The 11,900-nt window shown below is 66.9% G+C and carries 12 protein-coding genes; 9 read left to right on the top strand and 3 right to left on the bottom strand.

Going from position 1 to position 11,900, the window contains the following annotated elements; translation table 11 throughout:
* Positions 1-5 precede the first annotated feature (5 nt).
* The 7 genes from R2N03_RS20035 (at position 6) to R2N03_RS20005 (ending at position 6,887) form a co-directional block, all read left to right on the top strand.
* Positions 6-362, top strand: a complete 357-nt coding sequence (locus tag R2N03_RS20035) for a DUF427 domain-containing protein (protein WP_316659628.1) — start codon at positions 6-8, stop codon at positions 360-362.
* Between the two features lie 153 nt (positions 363-515).
* Positions 516-1,238 carry an AraC family transcriptional regulator gene (locus R2N03_RS20030; RefSeq protein WP_316659627.1) on the top strand — a complete coding sequence of 241 codons (723 nt, stop codon included), beginning with the start codon at positions 516-518 and terminating at the stop codon, positions 1,236-1,238.
* Between the two features lie 106 nt (positions 1,239-1,344).
* On the top strand, positions 1,345-2,325 hold the full coding sequence (locus R2N03_RS20025) for a DMT family transporter (protein ID WP_316659626.1): 981 nt from the start codon (positions 1,345-1,347) through the stop codon (positions 2,323-2,325).
* 633 nt (positions 2,326-2,958) lie between these two features.
* On the top strand, positions 2,959-3,594 hold the full coding sequence (locus R2N03_RS20020; RefSeq protein WP_147218873.1) for a LysE family translocator: 636 nt from the start codon (positions 2,959-2,961) through the stop codon (positions 3,592-3,594).
* A 30-nt stretch (positions 3,595-3,624) separates the two neighbouring features.
* Complete coding sequence (locus R2N03_RS20015) at positions 3,625-4,827, top strand: low temperature requirement protein A (protein WP_260803819.1); 1,203 nt, start codon at positions 3,625-3,627, stop codon at positions 4,825-4,827.
* Between the two features lie 94 nt (positions 4,828-4,921).
* Positions 4,922-5,629, top strand: coding sequence for a glutathione binding-like protein (locus R2N03_RS20010; protein ID WP_316659685.1), 708 nt, complete (start codon positions 4,922-4,924; stop codon positions 5,627-5,629).
* A 61-nt stretch (positions 5,630-5,690) separates the two neighbouring features.
* Positions 5,691-6,887 carry an MFS transporter gene (locus tag R2N03_RS20005; protein WP_316659625.1) on the top strand — a complete coding sequence of 399 codons (1,197 nt, stop codon included), beginning with the start codon at positions 5,691-5,693 and terminating at the stop codon, positions 6,885-6,887.
* 303 nt (positions 6,888-7,190) lie between these two features.
* Here R2N03_RS20005 and R2N03_RS20000 read toward each other — a convergent pair whose 3' ends face one another.
* The 3 genes from R2N03_RS20000 to R2N03_RS19990 all read right to left on the bottom strand — a co-directional run bounded on the left by R2N03_RS20000 (position 7,191) and on the right by R2N03_RS19990 (position 9,348).
* Entirely contained in the window at positions 7,191-8,399 is a 1,209-nt protein-coding gene (locus R2N03_RS20000; protein WP_316659624.1) for an aminotransferase-like domain-containing protein, read from the bottom strand.
* 298 nt (positions 8,400-8,697) lie between these two features.
* Positions 8,698-8,886 carry a hypothetical protein gene (locus R2N03_RS19995; RefSeq protein ID WP_316659623.1) on the bottom strand — a complete coding sequence of 63 codons (189 nt, stop codon included), beginning with the start codon at positions 8,884-8,886 and terminating at the stop codon, positions 8,698-8,700.
* Between the two features lie 66 nt (positions 8,887-8,952).
* Positions 8,953-9,348, bottom strand: coding sequence for a PRC-barrel domain-containing protein (locus R2N03_RS19990; RefSeq protein ID WP_316659684.1), 396 nt, complete (start codon positions 9,346-9,348; stop codon positions 8,953-8,955).
* 233 nt (positions 9,349-9,581) lie between these two features.
* Here R2N03_RS19990 and R2N03_RS19985 point away from each other — a divergent pair, with 233 nt between their 5' ends.
* Both R2N03_RS19985 and R2N03_RS19980 read left to right on the top strand, forming a co-directional pair.
* A complete protein-coding gene (locus R2N03_RS19985) occupies positions 9,582-10,061 on the top strand; it encodes a hemerythrin domain-containing protein (RefSeq protein WP_316659622.1) in 480 nt (159 codons plus the stop codon).
* Positions 10,062-10,077: 16 nt separating this feature from the next.
* Positions 10,078-11,868, top strand: coding sequence for a thiamine pyrophosphate-requiring protein (locus tag R2N03_RS19980; RefSeq protein WP_316659621.1), 1,791 nt, complete (start codon positions 10,078-10,080; stop codon positions 11,866-11,868).
* The last annotated feature ends 32 nt before the right edge of the window (positions 11,869-11,900 follow it).

Here is an 11,900-nt window from a genome sequence, read left to right as displayed (position 1 = left end):
GCCGCATGCCCGATACCGATCCGAATCACCCCATCACCGTTGAATCGAACCCGCGCCGCGTGACGGTCACGTTCAACGGCGTCACCATCGCCGATACGCGCATGGCGCGCACGCTGCGCGAGGCATCGTACCCGCCGGTGCAGTACATCCCGCGCGACGACGTGCAGATGACCCACCTGGAGCGCACGCAACATCACACGCACTGTCCGTACAAGGGCGAAGCGTCCTACTACACCATCGTCGCCGGCGACATGCGCGCAGACAACGCGGTCTGGACGTATGAGCAGCCCAAACCCGCCGCGCGCAAGGTCGGAGGCTATGTGGCGTTCTATCCGAACAAGGTGACCATCACGGAGGAATGAGCGCGCATGTGGCGCCGTCATGCGGCTGTCACCTGGGCGGTGCACGATATGCGCGTTCCTCTTCTCACGGATCCTCGTCCGTGAAAGTTCAGCACCCGGTGGCTTCCACCGGGGTTTTTTTTGCCCGCGGCCCGGTGCTATCCTCGGCCGATCATGCTGGATTTCCGCACCTACGGCCGCGCCGCTCCGCCCCACGCTCACGACTTCATGCAGGTCGTGATGCCCGCGCGCGGCGTGCTCGAGATGGACGTAGACGGCCGTGCCGGCTGCGTCGACACGCACCATGCAGCGCTCATCCCCGCAGGTGCCACGCATGCATTCGAAGCCACCGGCGCCAACCGCTTCATCGTCTTCGACATCCCCGTGCAGGCGGCCGACACGCCCGCGCTGGAAGGTCTGGCCGACCGCGTGTTCTTCCCGCTCACGCCCGGCTTGCGTGCACTGACCACGTGGCTGCAAGGCGCGTCCGCCGTGGACGCGGCGCTGGCGAGCGCGTGGTCATCGCTGGCGCTGGCGACGCTCGCCGCGCACCCGGCCAACCAGTGTGCGCGGATTCACGCGCGCCCCGACGCCCGCGCCGAGCGTGCCTGGCACGCGATCGAACACCGCTACGCCGAACCGCTCACCGTTGAGGCCCTCGCCGCGGAAGTGGGCGTGAGCGCACGACGCCTCGCCACACTGTTCCGCGGCGCCTACGGCATCACCCTGCACGCGCGGCTGGCCGAGGTACGGTTACGACAGGCCCTCACGCTGCTGGAAACTTCCGCCTTGCCCATCGCCGAAGTGGCGGCACGCTGCGGCTACTACGACCAAAGCGCCCTCACGCGCCACCTCAAGGCCGCGCACGGCATCACGCCCGCGGCTGTGCGGCGCTAGCCTCGCCCGTTTCCGTTTTTGCCAAAGCGCGGCCGTCTTCGCCAAGACGCGACGGTCCGCACGCGCGCACAGTGCGGATTCGATTCTCCTTTCGGACCGGACTTTCATGGCGCTCGGCGACACCCCCACCGCATCCCCGCTTGCCCACCCAACGCGCAACGCACGGCACGACCAACTGACCGGTCTGGGCTGCGGCGTGGCGGCCGGCGCGCTGTGGGGCATCATCTTCGTCGCGCCAAAGATGCTGCCGGAGTTTTCACCGCTGGCGCTGTCGGCCGCGCGGTATGTGCTGTACGGTGTGCTCTCGCTGGTGCTAGCGCTGCCGGTGTGGCGCACGCTGTGGCGCAAGACGACGCGGCGCGACTGGGCGGCGCTGCTGCTGTTATCGCTGCCGGGCAACATCCTTTACTACCTGTGCGTGGCGGGCGGGGTGCAGCGCGCGGGCGTGGCGCCGGTCTCGCTCATCGTCGGGCTGTTGCCGGTGACGGTCACGCTCGCGGGCTCTGCCGAACGCGGCAGCTTGCCGTTGCGTCAGCTGGCCCTGCCGCTGCTGATGGCCGTCGCAGGCGTTGTGTGCATTTACCTGGATGCGCCCGACGTGCATTCGGATGCCGGCGGCAGAACCTATTTCATCGGGCTGTTGATGGCAGCGGGCGCGCTGGCGTGCTGGACGGTGTATGCGGTGTGCAATGCGCGGTACCTGCGCGCGCGGCCGCAGTTCACGAGCCGGGAGTGGTCGGTGTTGACGGGCGTCGCGACCGGGGTGCTGTCACTGGCACTGGCCGTGCCGGCGTTTTTGCTGCCCGGCATGGCAACGGCGTCTGCGCAGCCCGCATCGGCGTGGGCGGTGTTCTGGCTGGTGAATATGGGCGTGGCGCTGGGGGCGTCTGTGTTGGGCAACAGCCTGTGGAATGCGGCCAGCCGCAAGTTGCCGTTGACACTGTCGGGGCAATTGATTGTGTTTGAGACGGTGTTTGCGTTGTTGTATGGATTTGTTTATGAGGCTCGGTTGCCGCATGGGTTGGAGGTGGCGGCGGCGGTTTTGTTGGTGAGTGGGGTGGGGTTGGCGGCGCGGAGGCATGGGTAGGTTTTTTTTGGTTGTTTTTTGCCTTGGTGGTGCATCCCTTGTTTCATCCCCTGCCGGGGCTGACTCACTTTCTTTGGTCTTGCCCAAAGAAAGTAAGCAAAGAAATGCGCGCCCGAGATGGCGACTTCCCCTTGAATTTATGTCACAGGGAGGGAGGGGAGGCAAACTCGCTGCGCTCAGACAGCCTCCCCTCTTTTTCCTCCCTGCAACAGAAATTCAAGGCGCCATCTAGGGCAGGAAAGTCAAAGACCAAACCAACGCAGCGCCAGCGCAAACGACAAGGCCAACCTCACGACGGGTTGGCCTTTTTCTTTTGACGTTAGGCCCTTGATGGCGCCTTGAATTTTCGTAAGCGGGCGGAAAAAAGGTGGGGAACTGTCTGAGCGCAGCGAGTTTTCCCCACCTCCGCCCGGTTACGCAAATTCAAGGAGTCTTTCGCCATCTCGGGCGCGCCTTTCTTTTGCTTACTTTTCTTTGGCAAGACAAAGAAAAGTGAGTCGGTCCCGGCAGGGAACGAAAGGGAGGTGGACCACCAACGCAAAAACCAAAGACAAAAAACACCCCCCATTTGACGCCCCATTTTTTTCATGGATAACTGTCTCCCCTCACCCCAACAACCCAGCGAGCCACCCCATGACCCTCCAAACCTGGCTGGCCTTCATCGGCGCCAGCATCATCATCCTGCTCATCCCCGGCCCGACGATCCTGTTGGTGATTGGTGATTCCCTGGCCAACCGCGGCCGTTCGGCGTGGAGCACCGTGGCCGGCGTGGCCGCTGGCGACACAACGGCCATGGCGGTTTCCCTTGCCGGTGCGGGCGCACTGCTGGCCGCATCGGCCGCAGCCTTCACGGCGCTCAAGCTCATCGGCGGTTCGTACCTCGTCTATCTGGGCATCAAGTCCATCCTCAGCGCGCGCCGCCTTCGCGACGACGCACCCGAGGCGACCATCCCTGTTCAGCAGAAGTCCGCTGGCCGCCGCTTCTTGTCCGCGTGGACGGTCACCGCGCTGAACCCCAAGAGCATCGTCTTCTTCGTCGCCTTCGTGCCGCAGTTCATGTCGGCCGAGCAGACTTTCCTCTCGCAGAGCGTGATCCTGCTGCCGACTTTCGTCATCCTGGCCGCGGCCAATGCATCGATGTACGCGCTGGCCGCCAAGCTGCTCGCCAAGCGCCTGACCAGCGTGGCCGCGCAGCGCCGCTTCGGCTACACGGGCGGGGCAGTGATGGTGGGCGCTGGCACGCTCACGCTCGGCATGCAGTCGGCCTGATCGCTCCACAGGCCGCACCCAGGACACCCGATGCCCCGCAGTTACCTCCGCCCCTCGCCAATCACATCCGACGGGGCCCATGGCCACCACCGCGTCACCAACATCGAGCTGTTCTTCGATCTTGTGTTCGTGTTTGCGGTGACGCAGCTCTCGCACCTGCTGATCGGCAACTTCACGCTGCAAGGCGGCGCGCAGGCACTGCTGCTGATGCTGGCGGTGTGGTGGGTGTGGATCTTCACCTCATGGGTGACGAACTGGCTCGATCCGGACAAGCTCGCCATCCGCATGCTGATGCTCGTGCTGATGACGGGCGGGCTGCTGCTCTCGGCATCGCTGCCGCAGGCGTTCGGCTCGCGCGGGCTGGCGTTTGCGCTGGCCTATGTGTTCATGCAGTTCGGGCGCACGGTGTTCTTCCTCTGGGCCGTGCGCGGCGAGTCATTGCCCATGCGGCGCAACTTCCAGCGCATCGCCACGTGGCTCGGCATCTCTGCCGTGCTGTGGCTGGCGGGCGGCCTGTCGGACGGTTCCGTACGCTGGGCCAGCTGGATCATCGCGTTGACCATCGAATGGCTCGGCCCCTCGATGGGCTTCTATACGCCGGGCCTGGGCCGCTCCACCACCAACGACTGGAACGTGGAAGGCGGCCACATGGCCGAGCGCTGCTCACTGTTCATCATCATCGCGCTGGGCGAATCGGTGCTGGTCACGGGCTCCACGTTTGCCGGGCTCGACTGGACTGCCGAAAACATCGCAGCGATGGCGATGTCGTTCATCGGCAGCCTGGCGATGTGGTGGCTGTACTTCGACACGATTGCCGAGCGCGGCGCGCACACCATGTCGCATTCGGCGGATCCGGGCCGGCTCGCACGGCTGGCCTACACCTACATCCACGTGGTGCTGGTGGCCGGCATCATCGTCGGGGCCGTGGCCGACGAGTTCGTGCTGGCGCATCCGGTGGGCCACGCCCATGAAGGAACGACGCTGGCGGTGCTGGGCAGCGCGGCGCTGTATCTGCTGGGCAACCTGCTGTTCAAGTGGGCGATCTTCGGGCGGCTGCGTCCGGCGCATGTGGTTGGCCTGGTGGTGCTGGGCGGCGCCTGGCTGCCCGCAGGCGAACTGCCCGCGCTCGCAGTCTCCGCGCTGGCGACGGGCGTGCTGTGTGGCACGGCGGCGTGGGAATGGTACGCACGCTCCTGCGAAACGGCGGACCCCGAAGCGGCACGCAACCCCTAAGTGGTCACCTGAAAATTCCAGTTTCTGGACATTACAAAAGGCCACTCGCGCGCCTACTCTGTCAACCAACATGACAGAACACGAGGGCCCCGCCATGATCGACCTCTACTACTGCGCCACGCCCAACGGCCTGAAGATGGCGCTGTTCTTTGCCGAAACCGGCTTGCCGCATCGCGTCATCCCCGTCGATATCAGCCGGGGTGATCAGTTCAAGCCCGAGTTCCTGGCTATCTCGCCCAACAACAAGATCCCGGCCATGGTCGACCACGACCCGGCCGAGGGGACCGAGCCGGTGGTGCTGTTCGAATCGGGCGCCATGCTGCTCTACCTGGCCGAGAAGACCGGCCAGTTGATGCCCGCCGACCTGCAAGGCCGCATGGAAGTGCTCAAGTGGCTGTTCTGGCAGGTGGGCGGCCTGGGCCCGATGGCCGGGCAGATCGGCCACTTCAACGTCTATGCGCCCGAGCGCATGCCCTACGCCATCGAGCGCTACACCAAAGAGACCAACCGCCTGTACGGCGTGCTCAACCGCCGCCTGGCCGATCGCCCCTACATTGCCGGCAACGACTACACGATCGCCGACATCGCGGCCTATCCGTGGATCGTCCCGCACGCCGGGCATGGTCAGGACCTGAACGACTTCCCGCACCTGCAGCGCTGGTTCGAAGCGGTTGGCGCGCGGCCGGCCACGCAGCGCGCCTATGCCGGGGTGGAGCGCGCGTACTCGCGCCGCCGCGAAGACATCTCCGACGACGCGCGCAGCGTGCTGTTCGGCCAGACGGCCACCTCCACCGCGCGCTGAACCCTGCGGAGCCTGCGCGCTCCGCCTCCCTTCCACGTTTGTTCTCTGACAGGAGCCGACCATGCCGGCATCGCTATGGTGGTTGTGCCTGGGCGCGTTCGCCATCGGCACTGAAGGTTTCATGATCGCCGGCCTGCTGCCGGTGCTGGCCGCAGACCTGGGCGTGAGCGTGCCAGCGGCCGGGCAGCTCGTCACCGTGTTTGCCGTCACGTATGCCGTGGGCTCGCCGGTGATGGCGACGCTGCTCGGCAATGTCGACCGCCGACGCGTGCTGATCGGCGCGCTGGCCATCTTTGCGGCAGGCAACCTGCTGGCGGCCACCGCGCACGGCTTCGGGCAGCTGATGGCGGCGCGCGTGCTGTTGGCGCTGGCGGCCGGCGTGTTTCTGCCGACGGCCAATGCGGTGGCCACCTCGCTGGTGCCGGCTTCGCGCAGCGGCTCGGCGCTGGCCATCATCACGGGCGGCGGCACGGTGGCGGTGGCGCTCGGCGTGCCGCTGGGCGCATGGATTGCGGCACAGGGCGACTGGCGCTCGACGTTCGTCGCATGCGGTGTGCTGTCGGCACTGGCCACGGCGGGCCTGGCCTTTGGCCTGCCGCGCGCGCTGCCGCACAGCGTGACCACGCTGGCGCAGCGCCTCTCCGTGGCACGCCGCCCCGGCATGCTGGGCGCGCTGGCGGTGTCCACGCTGTGGGCGGCGGGCGGCTTTACGTTCTACACCTACGTCGCACCGTTCTTTGTGCAGGGACTGGGCTTCGCGCCGCAGCACGTGGGCATCGTGCTGTTCCTGGTCGGCAGCTTTGCGGCGCTCGGCACGGGCCTGGGCGGCCACATGACCGACCGCGCAGGCGTGGCGCGCGTGCTGGCGGTCAGCAGCGCGGGCATCGTGCTGGCGTTCTCGGTGCTCTCGCTGTCGGCGCAGGTGCTGCACGGCACGGTGGCCGGCGCAGTCGCCATCGGCGCGGTCGTGCTGTGGGGCATGGCCGGCTGGGGCTTTGGCCCGGCGCAGGCGACGCGCCTGATCCGCCTCGCGCCCGATGTGTCGCCGATCACGCTGTCGCTGCATGCGTCAGCGGTGTATGGGGGGATCGCGCTGGGGTCGTCGGTGGGGGCGCTGGCGTTGGCCCACGGCGGACCGGACATGCTGGGGTGGGCGGCCGCCGCGTGTCATGGGGTGGCGGTGGTGATGTGGCGGACGGGTGGGCAGCATGAGCCGGCGCCCGCCGATGAACCGGCAGCCACGTCGGTCGCCCATTGAACGCCGGAGCGCGAAACGCGACGCGCCGGGTTCCGAACCCGGCGCTCAGACGTCAAACCCTCACCTTCCGGGCTGGGATCTCGGCGGTCGACCCTCAGCCCCTCGTGCGCCACACGTTGGGCTCGACATGTTCGACCTCAAACGCTCACGCCCCGCGCTTCGCGCTCGAGGCTCGGATCTCAAAGGCGCGGTGGTCGGCCTTCGGCGCCTCGCGTTCAACCCGCTGAGCCCGACATTTTCGACCTCGAGCGGTCATGTGCGGACCGGCGTGTGCCTATGCCACCGTCGCCTACGCCGGTGCAATCAGCCTTGCTTGAACTCGCCGATGGCGCCCGCGAGCTTGCGCACGCCCTCTTCGACCTGCGCCAGCGACGAGGTGGCGTACGACAGTCGCAGCGTCGAGCGATCCGGGTCGACCGGGTAGAACGCCGCGCCCGGCACAAACGCTACGCCGCGTTCGATGGCGACCTTGGCCACGTCGCCGGCATTGCGGCCCGGCAGGCTGCCCCACAGGAACATGCCGCCACGCGGACGGTTGAACGTCAGCTCGGCTTCGGGCAGCAGCGCGCGCAGGCCGTTGGCCATGGCGTGCGCGCGTTCGGCGTAGGCGGCACGCGTGCGCGGCAGCACGGTGTCCAGGCGATTGCTGCGCAGATAGGCTGCGGCCGTCGCCTGTGCAAACGTGGAGGTGTGCGCGTCGGCAAACTGCTTGACCATCACCGCGTTGCCCAGCACTGGCTGCGAGGCGATCATCCAGCCCACGCGCAGGCCCGGCGCCATGACCTTCGACAGGCTGCCGAGGTAGACCACGCGGCCCTGTGCGCCATCGGTCTTTTGCGACAGCGCGTACAGCGACGGGGGCGGCGGCGCATCGAAATAGAGCTCGCCGTACGGGTCGTCTTCGACGATCAGCAGGTCGTGGCGCACGGCAAGCTGCAGCAGGCGCTGGCGGCGCTCGAGGCTCATCAGCGCGCCGCTCGGGTTACCGAAGTTCGGGATCACGTACAGGAACTTCGGCCGGGCGGTGGCGAGCGTCTTTTCCAGCGCGTCGAGGTCAAGGCCGTCTTCATCGGTTGGCACGCCGGCCACCTTGGCACCGTACAGCTTGAATGCCTGGATGGCGGCGAGGAACGTGGGGGCCTCGGTGAGCACCGTGTCCCCCTCGCCGATCAGCACCTTGCCGAGCAGGTCCAGGCCCTGTTGCGAGCCGGTGGTGACGAGGATGTCCGTGTTGGCCACGGTGGCGGCACGCGCCTTCATCACGTCGACGATCGCCTCGCGCAGCGGCTCGAAGCCTTCGGTGGCGCCATACTGCAGGGCGCGTGCGGCGTCCGTGCTCAGGGCGCTGTCGGCGGCGGCTTTGAGGCCTTCGACGTCGAACAGCGCGGCATCCGGAAAGCCACCGGCGAACGAAATCAGGCCCGGCTTGCCGAGCACCTTGAACAGTTCGCGGATGGCGGAGGTTTCAACATTTTGCAGGCGCGGGGCCAGCAGGGATTGCAGGAATTCCATGGCGTGCAGGTCTTTGTGGTTCGAGTGCCCGCCACTTTACGTGATGTGCGACGCCAGTGCATGCGCCGGTGCCGTCACAGCGCGGCTGTGCCGGGAGCAAAGGAGCGCAGCATTGCCATTCGCCGCATCAAGATCGTCTTCGCGCAGACCGATGCGCCCGCAGCGCATGCGCCCCGCCGATGCGCGCGATCCGTTCGACAACGTGGTCACCGCGCTGATGCCCCTGGCGTAGCGCCGGACGACAAAACGCCCGCAAGGCGGAACCCTGCGGGCGCATGTGCGGTGGCGCGCGTACGCCTCAGCGCTCGTGACGCTGTGGCGAGCGCTGGTGGTGAGTGGACTTCTCGCCGCCGTCCTTGTCGACCACGCGCGTGATGCCGCCTGTGGCGGGTGGATCGCTGGCCGGGAAGGTATCTTCCACGGCCTTTTCCACCAGGTCCTCGCGCTTGTGCGCGTGCGGATGCTTCTCTTTCTTGCCGGGTTCCATGCGCCCTCCTGTGTCAAGCGTGGCTGACGACACGCACGCGAAGAACGTGCCTGGGCACGCCACCGTTCAGTATTCGTCCCAGTACGGGCGCGAGCCGTAGTACTCGTGCACGGACTCCGCCCAGGTCGGGTTGGCCATGGTCGGCCAGTTGTCCTTGTCGAAACCCGGCGCGGCTTCAAGGCGGTCCTTGTCCGCATCGAGCACGAAGCACTTGCGGTCGACGTCGAGTGACATGGCGCTCCACGGTACGGCGAACAGCCTGTCGCCAATACCGAGAAAGCCCCCCACCGATATCACCGCATAAGCAATGCGCCCACGCTGCACGTCGAGCATGATGTCGGTGATCTTGCCCAGATCGTCGCCGTTGAGGTTGACCACCCGATCGCCTTCCAGCGTATCCGCGGCCATCAGCTCCGGCCCCGGCCCGGCGGCGGTGGGATCGGCGCGCCCGATGATGCGCATGCGTACGCCGGCGGTGGTGCTCGTCCCTGCGCCCAGGCCCGTGCCGGTAGTCGTCGTGTAGTCCATAGCAGTACCTCCCAAGAGTGAAATGGCGAACGGTGCGCGGCCGCCGTTCGTGCTGGCACGGAACGGCCCCGTGCCACGACACCCTCCAGCACGAAACCTGCCTGCGTGCTTGCGATGCGCGGCATGACGCTTGCTCGGCGGTACGGGCACCCCAACAGGAGAGCCCCATGAACAAAGCCGAGATTCCCGTGGCACAACGCGCCGTGCTGTCGATGCTGCTGGACGACCACCGCGAGGTGAAGAAGCTGTTCAAGACATTCCAGCAGGAGAACGATCCGCGAACGTGCGGGCAGATCGTGCGTGAGGCGTGTGAAAAGTTGACCGTCCACACGCAGCTTGAGGAAGCACTGTTCTACCCGTTCGTGCGCGACAACGGCAGCGAGCGCTTCAAGGACCTCCTCGACGAAGCGGTGGTCGAGCACGCCACCGCAAAGGATCTGATCCGGCAGCTGGCCGGCATGCAGCCAGGCGACGATCTGTTCGCCGCCAAGTTCACCGTGCTGGCGGAGTATGTGTCGCACCACGTGGAGGAAGAAGAGACCGAGCTGTTCCCGAAGCTCATCAACGGGCACATCGATCTCTCGCCGCTGCTTGAGCCGATGACGGCGCGCAAGGAAGCGCTGCTCGGGCAGGGCGCGGCAGCCTGAGCGCAGGGACGACACCATGCAAGCCACCGTCAGCGATTTCCTCGTTGCGCGCCTGTACGACTGGGGCGTGCGCCGCATCTACGGCTACCCTGGAGACGGCATCAACGGCATGTTCGGCGCACTGGCCCGTGCCAAGGGCAAGATCGAATTCGTACAGGCCCGCCATGAAGAGATGGCAGCCTTCATGGCCGCCGCGCATGCCAAGTTCACGGGTGAGCTCGGCGTGTGCATGGCCACGTCGGGGCCGGGTGCATCGCACCTCATCACCGGCCTGTACGACGCCCGGCTCGACCACATGCCCGTGCTGGCAATGACCGGACAGCAGGCGCGCACCGCGGTGGGCGGGCACTACCAGCAGGAAGTGGATCTGGTGGCGATGTTCCGTGACGTGGCCGGCGCGTTCGTGCACCAGGCCAGCGTGCCCGGGCAGGTGCGGCATCTGCTGGACCGCGCGGTGCGCATTGCCATCGGCCAGCGCCGCGTGACGGCACTCGTGCTGCCCAACGACCTGCAGGAGATGCCGTACACCGCCCCGCCGCGCGCACATGGCACGGTGCATTCCGGCGTCGGCTACAGCACGCCGAGCGTGGTGCCACAGACCGCCGACCTGGCGCGCGCGGCGGAGATCCTCAACCGTGGGCGCAGGGTCGCCATGCTCGTCGGCGCGGGCGCGCTCGGCGCGAGCAAGGAAGTGGCCGCCGTGGCGGAAACCCTGGGCGCGGGCGTGGCGAAGGCGCTGCTTGGCAAGGCCGTGCTGCCCGACGACCTGCCATATGTCACCGGTGCCATCGGCCTGCTGGGGACGGGGCCCAGCTGGGAGCTCATGAACCACTGCGACACGCTGCTGATGGTCGGCTCCGGCTTTCCGTATGCCGAGTCCCTGCCCAAGGAAGGTCAGGCGCGCGGGATACAGATCGACCTGGACCCCGGCATGCTGGGACTGCGCTACCCGATGGAGCTCAACCTGGTGGGCGACAGCGCACAGACGCTGCGCGCCCTGCTGCCGCTGCTCGAACGCAAGACCGACCGCCACTGGCCCGAGCGCGTGGCCCGCTGGAACGCCGACTGGTGGCAAACGCTGGAACAGCGCGCACTGCAGCCCGCCTACCCGGTGAACCCGCAACGCGTGTTCTGGGAGCTTTCACCCAGACTGCCGGACAACGTGATCGTCACCAGCGATTCCGGCACCTGTGCCAACTGGTACGCGCGCGACCTCCAGTTCAAGCCCGGCATGATGGGCTCGCTCTCCGGGGGCCTGGCGTCGATGGGGGCGGCCGTGCCTTATGCCATTGCCGCGAAGTTTGCCCATCCGGAGCGGCCTGTCATCGCGCTGGTGGGCGATGGTGCCATGCAGATGAACAACATGGCCGAGCTGATCACCGTGGCCAAATACTGGAAGCAGTGGAAGACCCCGACGTGGATCTGCATGGTGCTCAACAACCAGGACTTGAACGAGGTCACCTGGGAACAGCGCGTGATGGAAGGCGACCCGAAGTTTCCGGCATCGCAGGATATTCCCGATGTGCCTTATCACCGCTTTGCCGAACTCATCGGGCTCAAGGGCCTGTATGTCGACCACCCGGATCAGCTTGCCAGCGCATGGGACGCGGCGCTGCAAGCCGACCGGCCGGTCGTGCTCGAAGTGAAGACCGACCCCGACGTGCCGCCCCTGCCGCCGCACGTCACGCTGCAGCAGGCGCGCAACTTCGCCACGGCGCTGGCGGATGGCGATCCGGATACGGGCGGCGTGCTGCGGGGCACCGCGCGGCAGGTGCTGTCGACCTTGTTCCCGGTGCACAAGGCGTGAGGGCACGGGCCAGCGTGGGACACCGCGACAGG

The organism is Ralstonia condita (genome assembly GCF_958405655.1).
Classification (GTDB): domain Bacteria; phylum Pseudomonadota; class Gammaproteobacteria; order Burkholderiales; family Burkholderiaceae; genus Ralstonia; species Ralstonia condita.
Note: the sequence above shows the minus strand (reverse complement) of the source record. Positions and strands in the feature narration are given on the sequence as shown.